Genomic DNA, 22,043 nt, shown 5'->3' on the forward strand with positions numbered 1-22,043 from the left:
ACCATGGATCAGATGATCGCCGACGCCTGGCGCTGGCATCAGGTGGGCCATTTCGACAAGTGACCCCGTGAGCTGCGGCCCGGCAAACCCCGCCGGGCCGCAGGCACCCTTTGCCACAGACAGTGCCTGTGCCTGTGGATAGACCCGAGGACCCGCAGGCGATAACAAGCGGTCAGGATTCCGCGTCGGGGTCCTTTGCGGGGGATGACATGCCGACACAGGTTCAGCACAGATCTGCCGGATGGCTGGTGCCGCGCGTGTACGGACATTTCGGCGAATGGCTGCAGGGGCGATTGGGCCCAGAGGGTCCGGTCGTTCTGGTTACACTCGCCTGCACGGCCTTTCAGGCCGAGGCGTCGTTTGAACCGGCACACACCCTGCATCTGCGGCAATCACAGCCAGAGATCGTGACACCCGATCAGCTGCGGCTGTTGCTGCGCGGCGCAGCTTTGCCCGAAAGCGGCCTGTTCTGGTTGTCCGGCACGGTGCCACCCGGTGCCGGGGCGGGCGCGTCAACCGCAGCGCTGGTGGCGCTGGCCCGTGCGGCGGGATGTCCCCCAGAGCGGCTGGCCGCGGCTTGCCTTTCGGCAGAGGGGGCGTGCGATCCGCTGATGCTGGGACACCCCGATGGCGTGCTCTGGGCGTCGCGCGCGGCGCAGGTGATGGCGCAGTTGCAGGTGCCGCCGCGCTGCGAGGTGATCGGCGCCTGTCTGGGCGGGCCGGTGCGCACCGATGCCACGGACCATGATTTCCCCGATATTTCCGACCTTGTGCTGCGCTGGCGGGCGGCGCTGAGGGCTGGCGACCTGCCAGAGCTCGCAGCACTGGCCGCAGTATCGGCGCAGCGCACAACCCGCCATCGCGGGCCAGTGCAGGACCCGTCGGCCCGGATCGCCCACGAGATCGGCGCGCTTGGCTATGCCCGTGCCCATACCGGATCGGCGCGCGCCTTTCTCTTTGCCCCCGGCACCGCACCGCAGGGAGCCGAGGCCGCGCTGCTGCGCGCGGGCCTGCACAGCCCCTTGCGGTTTTGCACCGGAGGGGCGCGATGATCTTTGCCGCATCGCTGCTTCTGGGGCTGTTGATCGAGGCGGCGCTGGCCTGGCCTGCACCCCTGTTCCGCCGGATCGGCCATCCGGTGACCTGGATCGGGCGGCTGATCTCTGCCCTCGAAAGGGGGCTCAATCGCCCGGGGGACGGGGTTCTGGTGCAGAACCTGCGCGGCGCGCTGGCGGTGGGTCTGGTGCTGGGTGCGGTGGTTGTGCCGGCCTTGATGATCGCGGCGCTGCTGCCCGGTGGCTGGGTCGGGGTCGTTCTGGGCGGCGTGCTTGCCTGGCCGCTTGTCGCCGCCCGCTCGCTTTATGATCATGTGGCGGCGGTGGCCCGGCCCTTGTCAGAGGGGCGGACAAACGACGCACGGCATGCCGTGTCGATGATCGTCGGGCGTGACCCGGCACGGCTGGACGAGGGTGGCATCGCCCGCGCAGCGCTGGAAAGCCTGGCGGAAAATGCGTCGGACGGGGTGGTGGCGCCGGTGTTCTGGGGGCTGCTGCTGGGCCTGCCGGGGCTGGCCGCCTACAAGGCGATCAACACGCTGGATTCGATGATCGGGCACCGCTCGCCGCGCCATGAAAGCTTTGGCATGGTCGCAGCACGGCTGGACGATCTGGTCAACCTGCTGCCCGCCCGGCTGAGCGGGCTGCTGTTCGCGCTGGTGTCGGGGCGGCTGCGCCTGTCACTGGTCACCCTGTGGCGGGATGCGGGCCACCACCGCTCGCCCAATGCCGGCTGGCCGGAGGCGGCGATGGCCGGCGCGCTTGGCATCCGCCTGTCCGGCCCGCGCATCTATGGCGATCACGTGGCTGAGGAGCCCTGGCTGAACGGCGGCGCGCGTGATCCGGTGGCGCGCGATCTGCAGCGCGGTCTGGCGCTTTACCGGCGGGCGATGATCCTGACGGGCTGCGCCGTCGCGCTCTGCACGCTGATATAGAGCGTTTCGGATTTAACCCAAAACACTCTGGCGCTGCACCATCCTGCAACGACGGCGCAGCACAGGCTTGATCCGCCCCGTCGGCAGGCGTAGATCGCGGGCATGTTCACTGTTGCCGCCCTCTATCATTTCACCCGTCTTGCGGATCCCGCCGCGCATCAGGCGCCGCTGCGCGCGGCCTGCCTGTCCAATCGCGTGACCGGCACCCTGCTGCTGGCCCCCGAGGGGATCAATGGCACGATTGCCGGGCCCGAGGCCGGGATCACCGCCGTTCTGGACATCCTGCGCGCCCTGCCCGGCTGCGCCGAGCTTGGCTGGAAACTGTCTACGGCCACCACACGCCCCTTTGCCCGCATGAAGGTGCGGCTGAAGAAGGAAATCGTGACCCTGGGCCAGCCGGATGTTGACCCCTTGTCCGGCACCGGCCATTACGTCGCCCCTGCGGACTGGAACGCGCTGATCACCGCGCCCGATGTGGCGGTGATCGACACCCGCAACGATTATGAGGTGGCGATCGGCAGCTTTGACGGCGCGGTCGATCCACAGACCGCCAGCTTTCGCGACTTTCCTGCCTGGTGGGAGGCGAACAAACACCGTTTTCACAACAAGCGGATCGCGATGTTCTGCACCGGCGGCATCCGCTGCGAGAAATCCACCAACTACCTGCTGGGTCAGGGGGTCGAAGATGTCTACCACCTCAAGGGCGGCATCCTGAAATACCTCGAAGAGGTGCCAGAGGCCGAAAGCACCTGGCAGGGCGACTGTTTTGTCTTTGATGGCCGCGTTTCTGTGGGCCACGGGCTGCGCGAAGGCCCACATGAACTGTGCCATGCCTGCCGCCGCCCGATCCTGCCCGCCGACCACGCCCGCCCGGAGTTCGAGGAAGGCGTCGCCTGCCACCTCTGCGCGAATGCAACAAGTGCCGAGGACAAGGCCCGCTTTCGCGAACGCCAGAAACAGATCACCCTGTCAAAGGCGCGTGGCGAACGCCACCTGCATCAGGACCTCCCTGAAGAGCCCTAAAGCGTCCCGTCTTACACATGCCTCGCGTGTGCGCTGCCCGTCACCTGCGCCTCAAACGCGAAAAGCGATGCCTGTGTTAGGCGGGATGCTAAGGGTTTCATCTGCCCCCAAATATCCCGGGGGGAGTCCGCAAGGACGGGGGGCAGCGCCCCCCTGCCACACCTCAGACAGACACCGCGCGCATCCTCTGGCCACGCTGGCCGCGCAGCAGGATCACCACCATGACGGCAATGTTGAGCCCATTCCAGGCGATGCCGTTCAGAAACGCCCATTGGTAGCTGCCGGTCACGTCATAGATCCAGCCCGACATCCAGCCCCCCAGCGCCATGCCGAGGATCGTCATCATGAGCACGAATCCGACCCGCGCCCCGGCTTCACGCGCGGGCAGGTATTCCCGCACGATCAGCGCATAGCTCGGCACGATCCCGCCCTGGCTCAGCCCGAAGACGAGGCTGACGAGATAGAGCGACACCATGCCTCCCGCCGGCAGATAGAGGAACAGCGCAAGGCATTGCAGGGTCGAGCCGATCAGCAAGGTGCGCACGCCGCCCAGCCGGTCGGCAAGGACCCCTGACAGAAGCCGCGACACCACCCCACCCAGCAGCATGAGCGACAACATTTCCGCCCCCACCGCCGCGCCGAACCCCATGTCGACGCAGAGCGCCACGATATGCACCTGCGGCATGGCCATGGCCACGCAGCAGCCGATGCCGGCCAGCCCCAACATCCATTGCAGCTGACGCGGGCTGAACCCGGTTGCGACGGCCCGCGCCGATGATTTCGCCTCGGCCTGGGCTGTCGCCTCGACCGGCAGGCGGCGGCGCAGCAGCTGTGCCAGCGGCAGGACCAGCAGCACCGTCAGCACCGCGAGAAGGGCATAGATCCAGCGCCAGCCCGCATCCGCGGCGATCCAGCCCAGCAGCACCGGCCAGATCGCGCCCGACAGGTAATTGCCAGAGGCCGCGATGGCCACGGCAATGCCGCGCCGGGTTTCGAACCACTGGGAAATATCTGCAATCAGCGGGCCAAAGCACGAGGCCGTGCCAAAGCCGATAAAGACCTGCACGAGGCTGAGCACCACAATATTCGGGCTGAGCGCCGCCACGCCATAGCTGAGCGCGATCAGCACCGCAGAGCCGGACAGCGCCGTGGTCATGCCCCAGCGGTCCACCGCGCGGCCAATCACCAAGTTGCCCAAGGCAAAGCCGATCATCGTCGTGGTATAGGGCATCGACGCCTCGGCCCGGCCCGCGCCGAATTCTGCGCCGACCTCGGGCATGATCAGGATGATCGCCCACATGCCGACATTGCCCATCACGGCAATCAGCAGGGTGATGCCCAGCCGGGTCCAGGAATAGCGGCTGTCAAAGGGCGATGTGTCGGGGTGGGTGTGCATTTGCGTCATGGGCCGCACCCTACGGCGGTTTTCGCGCAGCGGTATAGCCAGAAAGCTTTCCCGACAGGGCCAGTTTCAGCAGCCCACGCCTTACACGCAGCGCAGGCTCTACGACCGGTTTCGCGCGGAACGCCCAGAGAGGCAGCATCAAACTGTCCGGATCATGCCGGGATCGCGACACTCCCTTTCATGCCCGCGCACTCGGTCCTATAGTTTCAGGATGACACATCTTTCCCACACCCCCCTCACCCTTGATGACATCCGCGCTGCCTCCGAAGTGCTGCGCGGTGTCGCTGATGCCACGCCGCTTGTACCCTCGCCTTATCTTGAGGCGCAGTTTGGGCATCCCTTCTGGCTCAAGCTGGAAAACATGCAGCCCATTGGCGCGTTCAAGCTGCGCGGTGCGCTGAACGCCGTGGCGAACCTGCCCGAGGGTACGGCCGGCGTCACCTGCTGTTCCACCGGCAATCACGGGCGCGGTGTCGCCTATGCGGCGGCAGAGCGCGGCATCCGCGCCGTGGTCTGCATGTCCGAACTCGTGCCGCAGGCCAAGGTGGATGGCATCCGCGCGCTGGGGGCAGAGGTGCGCATCATTGGCCGCTCGCAGGATGATGCGCAGGCGGAAAGTCACCGGCTGGTGGAAGAGGAGGGATTGGCCGAAATCTCGCCCTTTGACGACCCATTTGTGATTGCCGGTCAGGGCACCATCGGGCTTGAGATGCTTGAGGCGCGCCCCGAGATCGAGACGCTGCTGGTGCCGCTGTCGGGCGGTGGGCTCGCGGCCGGGGTCGCGCTGGCCGCCAAAGCGCTGAAGCCGTCGATCCGCGTGATCGGCATCAGCATGGACCGGGGGGCTGCGATGTATGAATCGCTGCGCGCCGGGCATCCGGTCGAGGTCGAGGAATATGCCAGCCTTGCGGATTCCCTTGGCGGGGGCATCGGGATGCAGAACCGGTTCAGCTATTCCATGTGCCGGGATCTGCTGGATGATGTGGTGCTGGTGAGCGAGGCAGAGATCTATCGCGCCATGCAGACGCTGTATTATGAGGATCGCATGGTGGCCGAGGGTGGATGTGTTGTCGGCATCGCCGCGCTGCAGGCCGGCAAGCTGACACTGACCGGGCCGACGGCGACCATCATCACCGGGCGCAATCTGGACATGTCCGTGTTCACCCGCATCGTGTCGGGGCAGGATGTGACGCTGGGAGATATAACCGTGAAGGGGATGCCCTATGGCGCATGATATCCGTATCCTGACCGAGGCCGAGCTGCGCGCCATGGTGCCGCTGGACACCGGCCTTGTTGATGTGGTCGAGGCGGCCTTTGTCGCGCTGGCCGGGGGGCAGGTCATCATGCCGCCGATCCTGTCGATGGATCTGGCGGCGGTGCATGGGGAGGTCGATGTAAAGACCGCCTATATCCCGGGGCTGGACAGTTTCGCGCTGAAGGTCAGCACCGGGTTCTTTGACAACGCGGCAAAGGGACTGCCCAGTCTGGGCGGGCTGATGACGGTGTTTTCCGCCACCACCGGGCAGGTGCAGGCGGTGCTGCTGGACAACGGCTTTCTGACCGACATGCGCACAGCGGCGGCGGGGGCTGTGGCCGCGCGGCATCTGGCACCGGCCGAGGTGACAACCGCAGGCGTGATCGGCACCGGGCTGCAGGCGCGTCTGCAGATGCGCGCGGCGCATCTGGTGCGCCCGTTCGACCGCGTGCTGGTCTGGGGCCGGGACACCGAAAAGGCTGCGGCCTGCGCGGCTGATCTGGCCGAGGCTTTGGGGATCGAGGCCGAGGTGGTGCGCGACCCTGCCGTTCTGGTGCAGCGCGCGCAGCTGGTGGTTACGACGACCCCGGCACGGGCGCCGGTTTTGCAGGCCGAATGGCTGCATCCGGGGCTGCATGTGACGGCGATGGGGTCGGACGCGCCGGGGAAAGGCGAACTTGCGCCCGAGGCGCTGCTGCGGGCCGATCTTTATGTGGCGGACCGGCTGTCACAGGTCGAACGACTGGGCGAGCTGCGCGCCGCGATCGAGGCGGGGATCTGGACGCGGGGCACGCCGCCGGAACTGGGCGCGGTGATCACCGGCGCACATCCCGGCCGGCAATCGCCCGATGACATCACCATCGCCGATCTGACCGGCACTGGCGCGCAGGATACGGCGATTGCCACCCATGTGCTGGGCCTGCCATGCTGAAGCTGGATGCGCGCGACATGAAAATCCTGCGCGTGCTGGGGCAGCGCGGCCGCATCACCAAGGCCGAGCTTGCCGAACAGGTGGGCCTGTCGCCCACGCCCTGCTGGGAGCGGCTGAAAAAGCTGGAAACGGCGGGCATCATCGAAGGCTATGGCGCGCGACTGTCTCTGAAGGCGTTTGGCCCGCATGTGGTGGTCTTTGTCGCCGCGGAGCTTGAGGGCCACAAGGCCGAGCATTTTCAGGCCTTTGAGCGCGCCGTGATGCTGCATGACGAGGTCACCTGGTGCTGGGCGCTGGGGGGCGGGTTCGATTATCTGCTTCAGGTGGTGACAAAGGATATCGACGCCTATCAGCGGCTGATCGATGCGCTGCTTGAGGCGCGGATCGGGTTGGCGCGCTACTACACCTATATCGTGACCAAGCCGGTGAAATCTTCGGTCGGGCTGCCTTTGGGCCTGTTGCTTGAGAACTGAGGTGTTGCGCCTGCGGCACGGGCGGATTTTGCGTATTTGACAAAGAGAAGAAGCGGAGAACGAGTCTGGCGAAGGTTTGGTCTGGGTTCCGCGGAACAGGCAGAGGAATCCTCTGCCCGAGGCGGTGACTTTGGTCTCTTTCACTGGTGAGGCTCGGGTAGGTTAAGGGCAATCCAGTCAGAGGAGTATGGCCCGTGACCGTCCATCAGACGCTTCCCAAATCGCCCTTGAGCCAGGTGTCCGACCCCCGCCTCGTGCGCAGTTTTTCCTATATTGGCGGCAAGTGGTGCAATGCCGAGGACGGGGCGGCCTTTGCCGTGACCAACCCGGCGGATGGCCAATGGCTGGGCGAAGTGGCGAGCCTGTCCGGGGCGGAATCGCGCCGTGCGGTGGATGTGGCGCAGGCGGCCTTTGCCAGCTGGTCCGCGACCCTGCCGCAAGACCGCGCGCGGCTGCTGCGCCGCTGGTACGAGCTGATGATCGAACATCGCAAGGATCTGGCGCGGATCATGGTGCTGGAACAGGGCAAACCGATTTCCGAAGCCCGGGGCGAGATTAATTATGCCGCCGATTTCGTGGAATTCTATGCCGAAGAGACGCGCCGCCCGAACATCGAAGGCGTCACATCACATCTGCCGGATGCCGAGGTCGAGCTTTGGCGCGAGCCGGTCGGTGTGGCCGCGCTGATCACGCCGTGGAACTTTCCCGCCGCGATGCTGACGCGCAAGGCGGCGGCGGCGCTGGCCGCGGGATGCACAGTTGTGTCCCATCCGTCGGCAGAGACGCCGTTTTCCGCGCTGGCGCTGGCCGAATTGGCCGAACGCGCCGGTTTTCCCGCAGGTGTGTTCAACGTGGTGACCGGCAAGGCGCCGGTGATCGTCGAGCCCTGGACCAAGGATGCCCGGGTGCGGGTGCTGTCCTTCACCGGATCGACCGAGGTGGGCCGGCTGCTCTACCGGCAATGCGCCGATACCGTGAAGACGCTGATCATGGAGCTGGGTGGCCATGCGCCGGTGCTGGTGTTCCAGGACACCGATCTGGAGCAGGCGGTCGAGGAGACGATCAAGGCGAAATTCGCAACCTCGGGTCAGGATTGTCTGGGCGCGAACCGGATCTTTGTTGAACGCCCGATCTATGATGCCTTTATCGAGAAGTTCACGGCGGCGACGCAGAAGATGACGCTGGGCATCGGTATGGATGACCCGGACATGGGCCCGCTGATGAACGAAAAGGCCGTGGCCAAGCAGGAAGAGCATGTGGCCGATGCGCTGGCCAAAGGCGCGCGGCTGGTCTGCGGTGGCAAGCGGCACAAATTGGGACCGTTGTTTTATGAGCCGACGGTGCTGGCCGATGTGCCCGCTGATGCGCTGATCCTGCGGGAAGAGACGTTCGGCCCCGTCGCGGCGATTGTGCCGTTCGACACCGAGGACGAGGTGATCGCACGGGCCAATGACACAGAATACGGGCTTGTCGCCTATGTGCACACCGTCGATCCGCGCCGGATCTACCGGCTGGCCAAGGCGCTGCAGTTCGGCATGGTCGCGGTGAACCGTACCAAGGTGACCGGTGCGCCGATCCCCTTTGGCGGGATGAAGCAATCCGGGCTGGGCCGCGAAGGGGCGCGCCAAGGCCTCGAGGCGTTCACCGAGATCAAATACGTCTGCCGCGACTGGGCCTGATGTCACTGGGCCTGATGCAACAGCGCAGCGGGCGCCGAGAATTTTCGTACAAAAATTCTGGGTCGGGCGCTGCGGGATATTTCAAGAAAAGGAAAAGACGATGCTGAAGAATGACATGCTGGAACAGTGGGACCGCGAAAGCTTTTTCCACCCCTCGACCCACCTCGCGGAATTTGCGCGCGGGAATGTGGCGCAGCGGATCATCACCGGCGGCACCAACTGCCACATCGAAGACCGCGACGGCAACCGCATGCTCGACGCCTTTGCCGGCCTTTATTGCGTGAACGTCGGTTATGGCCGTCAGGACATTGCCGAAGCGATTGCCGCGCAGGCGAAAGAGCTGGCCTATTACCATTCCTACGTCGGGCACGGCACCGAGGCCTCCATCACGCTCGCCAAGATGATCATGGACCGCGCGCCCGCACATATGTCCAAGGTCTATTTCGGCATGTCCGGGTCGGATGCGAACGAGACCAACATCAAGCTGGTCTGGTATTACAACAACATCCTCGGCCGTCCCGAGAAGAAAAAGATCATCTCGCGCTGGCGCGGCTATCATGGTTCGGGTCTGATGACCGGGTCCCTGACCGGCCTGCACCTGTTTCACAACAAGTTCGACCTGCCGCTGAACCAAGTGCTGCACACCGAGGCGCCGTACTATTTCCGTCGTCCCGACCTTGCCATGTCCGAGGCGGATTTTGTGGCGCATTGTGTGTCCGAGCTGGAAAAGATGATCGAGGAAGAGGGTGCCGACACCATCGCCGCCTTCATCGGTGAGCCGGTTCTGGGCACCGGGGGCATCGTGCCGCCGCCCGCAGGCTACTGGGACGCCATCCAGAAGGTTCTGGAAAAGCACGACATCCTGCTGATCGCGGATGAGGTCGTGACCGGCTTTGGCCGTCTGGGCACCATGTTCGGGTCCGAGCATTATGGCCTGAAGCCCGACCTGATCACCATCGCCAAGGGTCTGACCAGCGCCTATGCGCCCCTGTCCGGGTCGATCGTGAGCGAGAAGATGTGGAAAGTGCTTGAGCGCGGCACCGATGAGAATGGCGCCATCGGCCACGGCTGGACCTATTCGGCGCACCCGATCGGCGCGGCGGCGGGCGTTGCCAACCTCAAGCTGATAGACGAGCTGAACCTGGTTCAGAACGCCGGTGAAGTTGGCGCCTACCTCAACAAGGTCATGACCGAGGCTGTGGGGTCACACGCCAATGTCGGCGATGTGCGCGGCGAGGGCATGCTCTGCGCGGTGGAATTTGTGAAAGACCGCGACAGCCGCACGTTCTTTGACGCCGGTGACAAAGTCGGCCCGCAGCTGGCGGCGGCGCTGCTGGAGCAGAACGTGATCGCACGCGCCATGCCGCAGGGCGATATCCTTGGCTTTGCACCGCCCTTCTGCCTGACCCATGAAGAGGCGGACGAGGTGGCCGGCAAGACCGCCATCGCGGTGAAGAAGGTTCTGGGCTGACCCTTTCAGGGTTTGATCCATGCGAAAATGACAGCGCGCCGGGTCCCGGCGCGCTGTTTTTCTGTCCACAGGCCGGGGAAAGGCGAAAGGCCGCGCCGCCCTAGCGGTGCAGGGTTTCCCAGAGGATCTGGACCAGCTGATGGGTTTCCAGCGTCACCGGGTTTGCCTTCATCGAGGACGACGCGCGCGCCTCGGTTGCGATGTCGGTGAGGTCGGCATCGGGGGGCAGCAGGTCAGACAGCGGCGGCAGTCCTTGGGCATCAACCCAGTCTTCGAACCGACGAAAGGCGCTGTCGGGCGCCCCGCCGAGGGCATCGGCCAGCCACCGGCGCACCTCTTGATAGCGGGCAATTTTCAGCCCCTGATCGGGCAGCACCCGTTCGTTCATCCGCAGGACCGGCGCCAGAAGCCGCCCACAGATCGCGCCATGCGCCGTGCCATAGCGCCCGCCGATCACCCCGGCAAAGCCATGCACCGCGCCCAGCCCGGCATTGGCCAAGGCGATGCCGCCGGTCAGGCTGGTATAGGCCAGATCATCGCGGGCATTTGCATCCTCGCCCTGCATCAGATGGGCCAGCGCGTTCAGCCCGCGCGGGATGGCATCGCGGCACAGGGTATCTGTAAATTGGGTGGCACGGGCAGAAAGATAGGGTTCGATCACCTGCGTGATCGCATCAAGGCCCGAGGCCAGCGTGACGCCGCGCGGGCAGTGGTCTGTCAGGGCGGGGTCGACCAGCGCGAGGCTTGCCAGCATGCGATCATCGCGCAGGCTGACCTTGCGCTGATGGGACGGCACGCCGATCACCGCATTTTTTGTTGCCTCTGACCCGGTTCCCGCCGTGGTCGGACAGGCGATGAAGGGCAGCGGGGGAGCGTCCAGCGGCAGGCCCTGGCCCACGATTTCCAGATACGCCATCGGATCGCGGGGCGCCGGGATCAGCGCGGCAAGCGCCTTGCCAAGGTCGATGACAGCGCCGCCGCCCATGGCGAGCACGCAGTTGGGTTGCACCGCGCGGGCGGTGGTCAGCGCGGTTTCAAGCTGGGGGATATCAGGTTCGCCCGCCCCAAAGAGCGTCGTGACCGTGCAGCCAAGCGCCTGAAGTTGCGTGACGGTTGTGTCGACAAAAGCCACGGACCGGCCCCGGACCAGCAGCACGCGGCTGCCGTGGCGCGCCACCTCTTTGGGCAGGCTCGCGGCCGCCCCCCGGCCAAATACGATCCGGGGAGCTTGGAGGGAAAACGGCTTCATTGTTGGAGCTTCCGGTGGTTCACGCCTCTGCGGGCTGCCGGTGCATCTGGTTCAGCAGCTCGACCTCTTCGCGTGAACCGAGGATCGTGGCGGTACGCTGATGCGGTTCGGTCGGCACCAGATCGAGGATGCGTTCCGTCCCGGTCGAGCCCATGCCGCCGGCGGCTTCCATGATCTTGGCCATTGGCGCGACTTCGTATAAAAGGCGCAGACGGCCACCCGCCGCGCGGTTCTTGTCATCCAGCGGATAAAGGAAGACACCGCCGCGCATCAGCACGCGATGCACCTCGGCCACCATGGAGGCGACCCAGCGCATGTTAAAATCCTTGCCGCGCGGACCATCGGCACCAGCCACGCAATCTGCAACATAGTCGCGGATCGGCTGATCCCAGAACCGCTGGCGGGCGCTGTTGATGGCAAATTCGTTTGTGGTTTCGGGAATGGTCATGCTGGGCTGCGTCAGACGGAAAATGCCCGTGCCCTGATGCAGTGTGAAGCCCTGCACGCCCTTGCCTGCGGCCAGAACCATCATCGTGGCCGGACCATAGAGCGCATAGCCCGCAACCAGCTGATCATCGCCCTTGCGCAGCACGTTCTTGTCGCCATCCGCCTCGACCTGCATGATCGAGAAGATCGTGCCGACCGACAGGTTGGTGTCGAGGTTCGACGAGCCGTCCAGCGGATCGAAGAACAGCATGTAGTCGCCTTTTTTCGGCTCTTTCAGCCAGACGACCTCTTCGATCTCTTCCGAGACCAGCGCGGCCAGACGGGGGCTGTTGGCGCAGGTGGACACAAAGATGTCGTTGGCGATGATATCCAGCGGCTTCTGATCCTCGCCCTGCACATTGGTGCTGCCCGCGACGCCAAGGTTGCCCTTGAGCGGACCATTGCGCACCTCGTAGGCGGTGGCGCGGCAGGCGGATGCGATGTCTTCGAGCAGGAAGATCAGGTCGGAATCATGGCCGGCATCGGTCAGATGGCGGCGCAGGGTGATGGCGGTCATGGCGGGCCTTTCAAATCACAGTCTCAAAAAGTCATCGCGGCGGATACCGCGCGTTTCCAGGCATCATACTTCGTCGCGCGGTCCGCGTCCGACATGCCGGGATCAAAGCTGCGATCAAGCCGCCACATGTCCGCGAAACCCGCCATGTCCGGGTACACGCCGGCGCGCTGCCCGGCAAGCCACGCCACGCCCATTGCCGTGGTTTCCAGCACCTGTGGTCGATCTACAGGCGCTCCGATGATATCCGACAGGAACTGCATGGCATAATCGCTGGCTGACATGCCGCCATCGACGCGCAGGGTCTGGTTGCCACCCTCGGGTGCCCAGTCGGCATGCATCGCCTCCAGCAAATCGCGGGTCTGGTAGCCGACGGATTCCAGCGCGGCCTTGGCAAATTCGTTGGGCCCGGAATTGCGCGTCATTCCAAAGATCGCGCCACGGCATTCGGCGTTCCAGTAGGGCGCGCCAAGGCCGGTGAAGGCGGGAACCAGCACGACATTCTGTTTCTCATCCGCCCCTTCGGCCAGCGGCTGGGTTTCCTTGGCGTCGCGGATGATTTTCAGCCCGTCGCGCAGCCATTGCACCACGGCGCCGGCGATAAAGATCGATCCCTCAAGCGCATAGGTCGGCTTGCCATCCAGCTGATAGGCGATGGTGGTCAGCAGGCGGTTCTTGGATTTCACCGGCGTGTCACCGGTGTTGAGCAGGGCAAAGCAGCCGGTGCCATAGGTGGATTTCAGCATACCGGGCTGGAAACAGGCCTGACCCAGTGTCGCCGCCTGCTGATCGCCGGCCACGCCCAGAATGGGGATTTCACGCCCGAACAGATCGGGGCGGACCATGCCGAAATCGGCAGCGCAATCCTTGACCTCGGGCAGCATCTGGATCGGGATGTCGAACAGATCGCAGATGGTCTGCGACCAGCGGCCTTTGCGGATATCATACAGCAGGGTGCGCGCGGCGTTGGTGGCGTCGGTCACATGCTGCGCGCCGCCGGTCAGCTTCCAGATCAGGAAGCTGTCCACCGTGCCAAACAGCAGCTTGCCATCCTTGGCCATCTGCCGCGCACCGTCCACATGGTCGAGGATCCATTTGAGTTTCGTGCCCGAGAAATAGGGATCAAGCAGCAGGCCGGTGCGGTCGGTGAACATCTCTTCATGGCCCGCATCGCGCAATTCGGCGCAGGTGTCCGAGGTGCGGCGGTCCTGCCAGACAATCGCGCGGTGGATCGCCTGACCGGTGTCCTTGTCCCAGACCACTGTGGTTTCACGCTGGTTTGTGATGCCGATGGCGACAATTTCAGTCGCGGAGATGCCCGCGCGTTCGATCACCTGCCGGCAGGTGCCCGCAACGGTAGACCACAGGTCAGACACCTCGTGTTCGACCCAGCCCGAGGCTGGATAATACTGTTCGAATTCTTCCTGGGCGACGGCGGTGACCTTCATCGCCTCGTCAAACAGGATCGCCCGGCTGGATGTGGTGCCCTGATCGATGGCTAGGATATAGCGCATGGCCGCTCCTCCCCCTTTTGATTGGTCTATTCTGGACGAAACGGGGCCGGTTGGTCATCTGACCCGCTTGGTTCAAAATATCTCTTGGTGCGAGATAAGCATAAAAAAGCCGGAGCCCCAAGCGGGGCTCCGGCGATGGTTTCTTACTTCCACGACGCGATCAGCTCGTCATAGCTGACGGTCTGGGGTTCTTCGCGTTCGTTTTCAAGCTTGGGCTTGGGGGCGCCGGGCTGTTCGAGCCAGTATTCGGCGGTTTCCTCGTCGTTCAGCTTGGGGCCGATGTCGCCCTGGATGCCGGCACGTTCAAGACGCGACATCACCGATTCCATGTCCGCACAAAGCTTGTCGAGCGCTTCCTGCGAGGTCTTGGCGCCGGACATGGCGTCGCCGATGTTCTGCCACCAGAGCTGAGCCAGCTTGGGGTAGTCGGGCACGTTTGTCCCGGTCGGCGACCACTGGGTGCGGGCCGGCGAGCGGTAGAATTCCACCAGACCGCCAAGTTTCGGCGCGCGTTCGGTGAAGCTTTCGTGCTGGATGGTCGATTCACGGATGAAGGTCAGACCTTCATGCGCCTTTTTCACATCCACGGTCTTGGAGGTCACGAACTGGGCATAGAGCCAGGCCGCCTTGGCACGATCCACGGGAGTCGATTTCATCAGCGTCCAGGATCCCACGTCCTGATAGCCGACTTTCATGCCCTCTTCCCAATACGCGCCGTGCGGCGACGGGGCGAGGCGCCATTTCGGCGTGCCGTCCTCGTTCATCACCGGCAGCGACGGATCCACGAGGGACGCCACAAAGGTGGTGTAGAGGAACATCTGCTGGGCAACACTGCCCTGCCCCGGAACCGGACCGGCCTCGGAGAAGGTCATGCCCATGGCGGCGGGCGGCGAGTAGTTCTGCAGCCAGTTGATGGCCTTATCGACCGCATAGACGGCGGCGGGCGCGTTCGTGGCACCGCCACGGGTCATGCAGGCGCCGACAGGCTGGGATTGATCGTTGACGCGGATGCCCCATTCGTCGACGGGCAGGCCGTTCGGCTCACCCTTGTCGCCCATACCAGCCATGGACATCCACGCATCGGTGTACCGCCAGCCAAGGCTGGGGTCCTTTTTGCCGTAGTCCATGTTGCCATAGACTTCGCCGGTGACATCCATGTGCGACAGATCGCGGCCGGTGAAGAATTCGGCGATATCCTCATACGCGGACCAGTTGACCGGAACGCCCAGATCGTAGCCATATTTCTCTTTGAAATCGGCCTTGTTCTTGTCGTCGTTGAACCAGTCATACCGGAACCAGTACAGGTTCGCGAACTGCTGGTCGGGCAGCTGGTAGAGATCGCCATCCGGTGCGGTGGTGAACTGCGTGCCGATAAAGTCGGGCAGGTCGAGACCGGGGTTGGTCACGTCCGCGCCTTCGTTCGCCATCCAGTCGGTCAGGCTGCGTGCCTGCTGGTAGCGCCAGTGGGTGCCGATCAGGTCGGAATCGTTGACATAGGCGTCATAGATGTTTTCGCCCGACTGCATCTGTGTCTGCAGTTTTTCGACAACGTCACCTTCGCCGATCAGGTCATGGGTCAGGTTGATGCCCGTGATCTTGCTGAACGCCTCGGCCAGGACCTTGGATTCATATTCATGGGTTGTGATCGTTTCCGACACCACCTTGATGTCCATGCCGGCAAAGGGGGCAGCGGCGTCGATGAACCACTGCATTTCGGCTTCTTGCTCTGCGCGGGTCAGCGAGGACACGTCGCCGATTTCGCTGTCCAGAAACGCCTTGGCGGCGTCCATGTCAGCGAAGGCAGGGCCAGCCAGACAGGCAAGCGCCGCGGCCACCGCGGTTGTGGATCTCAGATTAAGGTTCATGTGGTTCCTCCCGTATTGAACCGTTTCTTGTGGTCTCCGAGGTCTCCAAATTCCCCGGAGGCGCCGTTGATCTAGACGAAGCGGAACACCGCAACGGCATAGATCAGGCAGACGATCAGCGCATAAGGTTGGCTTGCGCCGACGATCCCGAGCCAGGCCAGATTGATAAAGGCCGAGCCAAGAAGAGTGATAAAGAGGCGGTCGCCCCGTGTCGTTTCGATCCTGAGAATGCCCGTGCGGGGCGTTTCAGGGAATTTCACCGCGAGGATCGAGAAGGTGATCAGCAGCAGGGCGATCACTCCGAAAAAGGCCGCCGTGGGCCAGGTCCATGCCATCCATGCCATGTTCAGGTCCTCCCGCGCGGTTCAAACCGCACATATTCCTGAGGATTCACTGGATAATCCGTAGGGCAAACGTTTTCGAAAGGTTCTTTCCTGATGGAGGCATAGAAGGCCTTACCAAGTACCTGATGATCCGTGTCTGACATCTCAGCCCATGCCTGTGGGCAGAAAAGATCTTCGAGAACAAAGGCCTTTCCGGTTCCGATGCGCCAGATGCTATCTTCTATGTGTTTACGATACTTGGACAGTAATATGTCTTGGCGGTCGGTCATCATACCCTCCCCAGGGCAAAGCCCTTGGCGATGTAGTTGCGGACAAAATAGATCACGAGCGCGCCGGGCACGATGGTCAGCACACCGGCAGCCGCCAGAACACCCCAGTCGAGGCCCGAGGCCGAGACCGTGCGGGTCATCGTCGCGGCAATCGGTTTCGCATTCACCGAGGTCAGGGTGCGCGACAGCAGCAGTTCAACCCAGGAGAACATGAAGCAGAAGAACGCCGCAACGCCGATGCCTGAGGCGATCAGGGGCAGGAAGATCTTGATGAAGAAGCGCGGAAAGGAATAGCCGTCGATATACGCCGTCTCGTCAATTTCCTTGGGCACGCCGCGCATGAAGCCTTCGAGAATCCAGACCGCCAGCGGCACGTTGAACAGACAATGCGCCAAGGCGACGGCGATATGCGTGTCGAACAGACCGACCGAGGAGTAGAGCTGAAAGAACGGCAGCGCAAAGACGGCCGGCGGCGCCATACGGTTGGTCAGCAGCCAGAAGAACAGGTGCTTGTCCCCCATAAAGCTGTAACGGCTGAACGCATAGGCGGCAGGCAGGGCGACCGAAAGCGAGATGACCATGTTCATAACAACATAGATCAGCGAGTTTACATAGCCCATATACCAGCTCTCATCCGTGAGGATGGTGATGTAATTGGCGAAGGTCAGATCGTGCGGATAAAGCGAGAAGGTGCCAAGGATCTCTGTATTCGTCTTCAGGCTCATGTTCACCAGCCAGTAGATCGGCAGGAGCAGGAACAGCAGGTAGAGGCCCATGACGATGGCCGATCCCTTGACCTTGGCCCGCTTCTTGGTGCCTTGGGCGGTCAGGTTGCCGGGAAGTGTGGTTGTTGTGGCGTCGGTCATCTTACACTCCGTCCCGCTTTTCAAGGTTGACCATGACTGTGTAGAACACCCACGAAATCAACAGGATCACAAGGAAATACATCAGGCTGAAGGCGGCTGCAGGACCAAGGTCGAACTGTCCAAGCGCCATTTTCACAAGGTCGATGGACAGGAAGGTCGTGGCATTGCCGGGGCCACCGCCGGTCACGACGAAGGGTTCGGTGTAGATCATGAAGCTGTCCATGAACCGCAGCAGGATCGCGATCATCAACACGCCTGTGATCTTTGGCAGTTCGATGTAGCGGAACACGGCCCAGCGGCTGGCCTGATCGATCTTGGCCGCCTGATAATAGGCATCAGGGATCGACTGCAGACCGGCATAGGCCAGAAGCGCCACAAGCGACGTCCAGTGCCAGACATCCATCACGATCAGCGTGGTCCAGGCGGCTATGAAACCCTGCGTGTAGTTGTAGTCGATGCCCATCGCATCAAGAGTATAGCCCAGCAGGCCGATGTCGACCCGGCCAAAGATCTGCCAGATGGTGCCGACCACGTTCCACGGAATCAGCAGCGGCAGGGACATGAGGACCAGACAGAACGACGCCCAGAAGCCTTTCTTGGGCATGTTGAGCGCGACGAAGATGCCCAGCGGCACCTCGATCGCAAGGATGATCGCCGAAAACACCATCTGACGGCCAAGCGCGTTCCACATCCGGTCGGAATGCAGAAGCTCATCGAACCATTCAAGGCCGGCCCAGAAGAACTGATTGTTGCCAAAGGTGTCCTGAACCGAATAGTTGACCACGGTCATCAGCGGGATCACGGCGGAAAAGGCGACGAGGACCAGAACAGGCAGGACCAGGAACCAGGCCTTTTGATTGACGGTCTTTTCCATTACGCGGCCTCCCCCTTGGCGTTTTGCACACCGGACGGGCTGACCAGCCAGTCATCGGCATAGACGTTGACGTGATCCGCATCAAAGGTGACGTGGGTCATGTCGGCGCCGATATTGTCGCCTTCGTTGGCAATGATATTGATCTCATGCGTACCATAAGTCGCGCGGACGATCTTGTGACGGCCCACATCCTCGACCCGTCGCACCTTGACCGGCAGGCCATGGGTCGCGGAGAGGCTGCAGTATTCGGGACGCACGCCGATTTCGACCTTGCCCTGCGGGCTGGTGTAGCCCGACCCGAGCGGGATTTCGTGCCCGTCCACCACGGCGGATGTCCCGCTCACCGAGGCGGGCAGGACGTTCATGCCCGGAGAGCCGATGAAATAGCCGACAAAGGTATGCGCGGGCTTTTCGAAAAGCTCTTCGGGCGTGCCGATCTGCACGACGCGGCCGTCGTACATGACGACCACCTTGTCGGCAAAGGTCAGCGCCTCTGTCTGGTCGTGGGTCACATAGATCATGGTGTGACCAAAATCATGGTGCAGCTTTTTCAGCTGCGTGCGCAGCTCCCACTTCATATGCGGGTCGATCACGGTCAGCGGTTCGTCAAACAGCAGCGCGTTCACGTCTTCGCGCACCATGCCGCGCCCAAGCGAAATCTTTTGCTTGGCATCTGCGGTCAGGCCGCGCGCCTTTCGGTCGAGCATGTTTTCCATGTCGATCATCTTGCCGATCTTCTGCACGCGTTCGGCGATGATCTTGGCATCGACGCCCCGGTTGCGCAGCGGAAAGGCCAGATTGTCGCGCACGGTCATCGTGTCGTAGACCACCGGAAACTGGAACACCTGCGCGATGTTGCGTTCGGCGGTCGGGGATTGAGTCACATCCTTGCCATCAAACAGGATACGGCCCTGCGACGGGTGCAGCAGCCCCGAGATGATGTTGAGCAAGGTGGATTTGCCGCAGCCAGAAGAGCCGAGCAGCGCATAGGCTTCACCATCCGCCCAGTCGTAATTCAGCTCTTTCAGCGCGAAATCCTCCATGGATTTCGGGTTGGGGAAATAGGAATGGGCGAGGTTGTCGAGTGTGATCTTGGCCATGTCTCTCTCCCTCAGGCGGCTTGCGCATAGGCGGCAGGCACCACCAGGGCGCCGGACTTGTCAAAGATATAGACGTGGCTGGGGTCGAGCCAGACCTTCATATCCTCGCCTATGTTCAACTTGTGAATGCCGTGGATCAATCCGACCCAGCGTTCGCCCTGGTGATTCAGGTGTACAAAGGTTTCCGACCCGGTCAGTTCGGTCACCACCAGTTTCGCCGTGAACGACACGGCTGACGCGGTGTGCTGCAGAATCTCAAGATGGTTGGGGCGGAACCCGGCGGTGTAGGTGCCATCTGCCAGCGCGGCCAGACTGCCGGTGGCGGGGGCAGAATTGCCATCGCCAAATGTAAGCGTCTGACTGCTTTTGCGGATCTGCACAAAGTTCATCGGCGGGTCGCTGAACACGCGGGCCGTGGTGGCATCGATGGGCTGGCGATAGACCGTCGGCGTCGGGCCGAACTGGGTCACGCGGCCCTCCCACAGGCAGGCGGTGTTGCCGCCCAGAAGAAGCGCCTCTTCGGGTTCTGTGGTGGCGTAGACAAAGATGCTGCCGGCCTCTTCGAAAATCTTGGGGATTTCGATCCGCAGCTCTTCACGCAGTTTGTAATCGAGGTTGGCAAGCGGTTCATCCAGCAGGACGAGCCCGGCATCCTTGACCAACGCGCGCGCCAGGGCACAGCGCTGCTGCTGACCGCCGGACAGCTCCAGCGGTTTGCGCTGCAGCATCGGGGTCAGTTTCATCAGATCAGCGGATTTGCGGACGGCGGCATCAATTTCATCGGACGACTTGCCCAGCAGCCGCATGGGCGAGGCGATGTTGTCGTAGACGGTCATTGAGGGGTAATTGATGAACTGCTGATAAACCATGGCGACGCGGCGATCCTGCACACGCATGCCAGTCACATCTTCGCCGTTCCAGTGAATCGTGCCGGTGTTGGGCACATCCAGCCCCGCCATCAGCCGCATCAACGACGTCTTGCCCGACGACGTCGGCCCGAGCAGCACGTTCATCGTGCCCTTTTCCAATGTCAGATCGGTCTTGTGGATATGGGTTTGTCCACCCACGACCTTAGAGACACCTTGCAATGCAAGCGTCATGTCATCCTCCTCCCTCTGTCCCGGTTACTGCGCGGCGTGCGCCGAACCTTCAGCCCGGGTATCTTTCATAAAGCGATCAAGTGTCGCAATTTCTTCTGTCGTCATGCGCAGGCCCAGCTTGGAGCGCCGCCAAACCACATCCTCGGCCGTGCGGGCATATTCTGTGCCCATCAGCCAGCGAACTTCAGCCTCTGTCAACGTGCCACCGAAGGTCTGGCCCAGATCTTCGGATGACTTCGCGTCGCCCAGGATATCAAACGCCTCGGTTCCATAGGCCCGGATCATCCGCTGTGCCCAGCTTTCGGTCAGGAACGGGTAGTGTCCGGCCAGCTTCTGCTGCAGATCCATCGCGCCCCTCACAGGGAAATCCCCGCCCGGCAGCGTGACGCCTGCGGTCCACTTATCCGGCAGATCTTTGAAATAGGGCTTCATCTTGTCCAGCGCACCTTCGGCAAGGCGACGATAGGTCGTGATCTTGCCGCCAAAGATGTTCAGCACCGGTGCGCCGCCAGTGTCATCCACCTTCAGCGTATAGTCCCGCGTCGCCGCCGTGGCGCTGCTGGCCCCGTCATCGTACAGGGGACGCACGCCGGAATAGGTCCAGACGATGTCATCGGTGGTGACCGGCGTCTTGAAGTATTTTGAGGCGAAGTTGCACAGATAGGTCTGTTCGTCCGGGGTGCAGGTGGGTTTGACCGCAGGATCGTGATGTTCGGAATCTGTGGTGCCGATCAGGGTAAAGTCCTGCTCGTACGGAATGGCAAAGATGATGCGGCCATCTTCGCCCTGAAAGAAGTAGCATTTGTCGTGATCGTAAAGCTTTTTCGTCACGATGTGACTGCCCTTGACCAGCCGCACGCCTTCCTTGGAATTGCTGCGGATCTTGGTGCGGATGATGTCACCGACCCAAGGCCCGCCGGCATTCACCAGCATTTTGGCCTGAACGGTTTGCTGCGCACCGGTGTCGCCATCTTCCAGCGTGATGGCCCAATGCTGATCCACACGCTCCGCCGACATCACCTTGGTCCGGGTCATGATCTTTGCGCCGCGCGCCTCTGCATCGCGGGCATTCAGCACCACAAGGCGGGCATCCTGCACCCAGCAATCGGAATATTCATAGGCCTGCACAAACTTGTCGTTCAGCGGCGCGCCCTCGGGCCCCCGTGTCAGATCGACCGTCTTGGTACCGGGCAGGATCTTGCGACCGCCCAGATTGTCATACATGAACAGACCCAAACGGATCAGCCAGGCGGGGCGGCGCCCCTTCATCCAAGGCATGACGGTGTTAAGCAGTTTCGAGGTCGGCGTTTCATTCTCGAACCGCATGTCCTTGTGATAGGGCAGCACGAAACGCATGGGCCAGCTGATATGCGGCATGGCGCGCAGCAGGGTTTCCCGTTCGATCAGGGATTCGCGCACCAGATGAAATTCGAAATACTCGAGGTAGCGAAGGCCACCGTGAAACAGCTTGGTCGAGGCCGAAGACGTGGCCGAGGCCAGATCGTTCATCTCGGCCAATGCGACCGAAAGGCCGCGACCGACAGCGTCCCGTGCGATGCCGCAGCCATTGATGCCGCCGCCGATGATGAAGAGATCAAACGTCTCGTTCTGGTGCGTCGCCTCGGACATAGGCCC

The 22,043-nt window shown here is 62.8% G+C and carries 20 protein-coding genes; 8 read left to right on the plus strand and 12 right to left on the minus strand.

The genetic code is table 11. The features are described 5' to 3' along the window. Positions 1–209: 209 nt before the first annotated feature. The 3 genes from P775_RS05480 to trhO all read left to right on the plus strand — a co-directional run bounded on the left by P775_RS05480 (position 210) and on the right by trhO (position 3,013). On the plus strand, positions 210–1,052 hold the full coding sequence (locus tag P775_RS05480; protein ID WP_180287339.1) for a hypothetical protein: 843 nt from the start codon (positions 210–212) through the stop codon (positions 1,050–1,052). Then, positions 1,049–1,990: an adenosylcobinamide-phosphate synthase CbiB gene (cbiB, locus tag P775_RS05485; protein ID WP_099910038.1), complete on the plus strand. Its 942-nt coding sequence runs from the start codon at positions 1,049–1,051 to the stop codon at positions 1,988–1,990. Before P775_RS05480 ends, cbiB begins: the two co-directional genes overlap by 4 nt. A gap of 102 nt (positions 1,991–2,092) precedes the next feature. Then, positions 2,093–3,013: an oxygen-dependent tRNA uridine(34) hydroxylase TrhO gene (trhO, locus tag P775_RS05490; protein ID WP_099910040.1), complete on the plus strand. Its 921-nt coding sequence runs from the start codon at positions 2,093–2,095 to the stop codon at positions 3,011–3,013. A 163-nt stretch (positions 3,014–3,176) separates the two neighbouring features. Here trhO and P775_RS05495 read toward each other — a convergent pair whose 3' ends face one another. Then, on the minus strand, positions 3,177–4,418 hold the full coding sequence (locus P775_RS05495) for an MFS transporter (RefSeq protein ID WP_245875583.1): 1,242 nt from the start codon (positions 4,416–4,418) through the stop codon (positions 3,177–3,179). A gap of 211 nt (positions 4,419–4,629) precedes the next feature. Here P775_RS05495 and eutB point away from each other — a divergent pair, with 211 nt between their 5' ends. The 5 genes from eutB (at position 4,630) to P775_RS05520 (ending at position 10,227) form a co-directional block, all read left to right on the plus strand. Next, positions 4,630–5,652, plus strand: coding sequence for a hydroxyectoine utilization dehydratase EutB (gene eutB / locus P775_RS05500; protein WP_099910041.1), 1,023 nt, complete (start codon positions 4,630–4,632; stop codon positions 5,650–5,652). After that, complete coding sequence (locus P775_RS05505) at positions 5,642–6,604, plus strand: cyclodeaminase (RefSeq protein ID WP_099910042.1); 963 nt, start codon at positions 5,642–5,644, stop codon at positions 6,602–6,604. Before eutB ends, P775_RS05505 begins: the two co-directional genes overlap by 11 nt. After that, on the plus strand, positions 6,601–7,077 hold the full coding sequence (locus tag P775_RS05510; RefSeq protein ID WP_099910143.1) for an Lrp/AsnC family transcriptional regulator: 477 nt from the start codon (positions 6,601–6,603) through the stop codon (positions 7,075–7,077). The genes P775_RS05505 and P775_RS05510 overlap by 4 nt, the downstream gene beginning before the upstream one ends. A 194-nt stretch (positions 7,078–7,271) precedes the next feature. After that, positions 7,272–8,756, plus strand: coding sequence for an NAD-dependent succinate-semialdehyde dehydrogenase (locus P775_RS05515; protein ID WP_099910043.1), 1,485 nt, complete (start codon positions 7,272–7,274; stop codon positions 8,754–8,756). Positions 8,757–8,856: 100 nt separating this feature from the next. Continuing rightward, the gene (locus P775_RS05520) at positions 8,857–10,227 is read left to right on the plus strand and encodes an aspartate aminotransferase family protein (protein ID WP_099910044.1); all 1,371 of its coding nucleotides are present in this window, start codon (positions 8,857–8,859) and stop codon (positions 10,225–10,227) included. 100 nt (positions 10,228–10,327) lie between these two features. On the opposite strand, the gene P775_RS05525 is transcribed toward P775_RS05520, so the two are convergent. From P775_RS05525 to glpD, 11 genes are all read right to left on the minus strand, one after another. After that, complete coding sequence (locus tag P775_RS05525) at positions 10,328–11,476, minus strand: iron-containing alcohol dehydrogenase (protein WP_099910045.1); 1,149 nt, start codon at positions 11,474–11,476, stop codon at positions 10,328–10,330. A gap of 19 nt (positions 11,477–11,495) precedes the next feature. Beyond that, a complete protein-coding gene (locus P775_RS05530) occupies positions 11,496–12,479 on the minus strand; it encodes a class 1 fructose-bisphosphatase (protein ID WP_099910046.1) in 984 nt (327 codons plus the stop codon). A 23-nt stretch (positions 12,480–12,502) separates the two neighbouring features. Then, positions 12,503–13,990: a glycerol kinase GlpK gene (gene glpK, locus P775_RS05535; RefSeq protein ID WP_099910047.1), complete on the minus strand. Its 1,488-nt coding sequence runs from the start codon at positions 13,988–13,990 to the stop codon at positions 12,503–12,505. Positions 13,991–14,133: 143 nt separating this feature from the next. After that, positions 14,134–15,855, minus strand: a complete 1,722-nt coding sequence (locus tag P775_RS05540; RefSeq protein WP_099910048.1) for an ABC transporter substrate-binding protein — start codon at positions 15,853–15,855, stop codon at positions 14,134–14,136. A 71-nt stretch (positions 15,856–15,926) separates the two neighbouring features. Further along, the gene (locus P775_RS05545; RefSeq protein ID WP_099910049.1) at positions 15,927–16,199 is read right to left on the minus strand and encodes a DUF2160 domain-containing protein; all 273 of its coding nucleotides are present in this window, start codon (positions 16,197–16,199) and stop codon (positions 15,927–15,929) included. 2 nt (positions 16,200–16,201) lie between these two features. After that, the gene (locus P775_RS05550; RefSeq protein WP_180287340.1) at positions 16,202–16,468 is read right to left on the minus strand and encodes a DUF1413 domain-containing protein; all 267 of its coding nucleotides are present in this window, start codon (positions 16,466–16,468) and stop codon (positions 16,202–16,204) included. Continuing rightward, entirely contained in the window at positions 16,468–17,334 is an 867-nt protein-coding gene (locus tag P775_RS05555) for a carbohydrate ABC transporter permease (protein ID WP_180287341.1), read from the minus strand. The genes P775_RS05550 and P775_RS05555 overlap by 1 nt, the downstream gene beginning before the upstream one ends. A gap of 1 nt (position 17,335) precedes the next feature. Continuing rightward, positions 17,336–18,208 carry a carbohydrate ABC transporter permease gene (locus P775_RS05560; protein ID WP_099910051.1) on the minus strand — a complete coding sequence of 291 codons (873 nt, stop codon included), beginning with the start codon at positions 18,206–18,208 and terminating at the stop codon, positions 17,336–17,338. After that, on the minus strand, positions 18,208–19,308 hold the full coding sequence (locus tag P775_RS05565; RefSeq protein ID WP_099910052.1) for an ABC transporter ATP-binding protein: 1,101 nt from the start codon (positions 19,306–19,308) through the stop codon (positions 18,208–18,210). Before P775_RS05565 ends, P775_RS05560 begins: the two co-directional genes overlap by 1 nt. A gap of 11 nt (positions 19,309–19,319) precedes the next feature. Then, positions 19,320–20,408 (minus strand): ABC transporter ATP-binding protein, encoded by a 1,089-nt coding sequence (locus tag P775_RS05570; protein ID WP_099910053.1) that lies wholly within the window; start codon positions 20,406–20,408, stop codon positions 19,320–19,322. Between the two features lie 24 nt (positions 20,409–20,432). Further along, a complete protein-coding gene (gene glpD, locus P775_RS05575) occupies positions 20,433–22,037 on the minus strand; it encodes a glycerol-3-phosphate dehydrogenase (RefSeq protein ID WP_099910054.1) in 1,605 nt (534 codons plus the stop codon). Positions 22,038–22,043 lie beyond the last annotated feature (6 nt).

The sequence above is a fragment of the Puniceibacterium antarcticum genome (genome assembly GCF_002760615.1).
Lineage (GTDB): Bacteria > Pseudomonadota > Alphaproteobacteria > Rhodobacterales > Rhodobacteraceae > Puniceibacterium > Puniceibacterium antarcticum.

Coding starts and splice junctions, on each gene's coding strand:
- cbiB (WP_099910038.1), top strand. CDS start 1,049: ATGATCTTTGCCGCATCGCTGCTTCTGGGGCTGTTGATCGAGGCGGCG.
- trhO (WP_099910040.1), top strand. CDS start 2,093: ATGTTCACTGTTGCCGCCCTCTATCATTTCACCCGTCTTGCGGATCCC.
- P775_RS05480 (WP_180287339.1), top strand. CDS start 210: ATGCCGACACAGGTTCAGCACAGATCTGCCGGATGGCTGGTGCCGCGC.
- P775_RS05520 (WP_099910044.1), top strand. CDS start 8,857: ATGCTGAAGAATGACATGCTGGAACAGTGGGACCGCGAAAGCTTTTTC.
- glpK (WP_099910047.1), bottom strand. CDS start 13,990: ATGCGCTATATCCTAGCCATCGATCAGGGCACCACATCCAGCCGGGCG.
- eutB (WP_099910041.1), top strand. CDS start 4,630: ATGACACATCTTTCCCACACCCCCCTCACCCTTGATGACATCCGCGCT.
- P775_RS05550 (WP_180287340.1), bottom strand. CDS start 16,468: ATGACCGACCGCCAAGACATATTACTGTCCAAGTATCGTAAACACATA.
- P775_RS05560 (WP_099910051.1), bottom strand. CDS start 18,208: ATGGAAAAGACCGTCAATCAAAAGGCCTGGTTCCTGGTCCTGCCTGTT.
- P775_RS05555 (WP_180287341.1), bottom strand. CDS start 17,334: ATGACCGACGCCACAACAACCACACTTCCCGGCAACCTGACCGCCCAA.
- P775_RS05530 (WP_099910046.1), bottom strand. CDS start 12,479: ATGACCGCCATCACCCTGCGCCGCCATCTGACCGATGCCGGCCATGAT.
- P775_RS05525 (WP_099910045.1), bottom strand. CDS start 11,476: ATGAAGCCGTTTTCCCTCCAAGCTCCCCGGATCGTATTTGGCCGGGGG.
- P775_RS05540 (WP_099910048.1), bottom strand. CDS start 15,855: ATGAACCTTAATCTGAGATCCACAACCGCGGTGGCCGCGGCGCTTGCC.
- P775_RS05545 (WP_099910049.1), bottom strand. CDS start 16,199: ATGGCATGGATGGCATGGACCTGGCCCACGGCGGCCTTTTTCGGAGTG.
- P775_RS05570 (WP_099910053.1), bottom strand. CDS start 20,408: ATGACGCTTGCATTGCAAGGTGTCTCTAAGGTCGTGGGTGGACAAACC.
- P775_RS05565 (WP_099910052.1), bottom strand. CDS start 19,308: ATGGCCAAGATCACACTCGACAACCTCGCCCATTCCTATTTCCCCAAC.
- glpD (WP_099910054.1), bottom strand. CDS start 22,037: ATGTCCGAGGCGACGCACCAGAACGAGACGTTTGATCTCTTCATCATC.
- P775_RS05495 (WP_245875583.1), bottom strand. CDS start 4,418: ATGACGCAAATGCACACCCACCCCGACACATCGCCCTTTGACAGCCGC.
- P775_RS05505 (WP_099910042.1), top strand. CDS start 5,642: ATGGCGCATGATATCCGTATCCTGACCGAGGCCGAGCTGCGCGCCATG.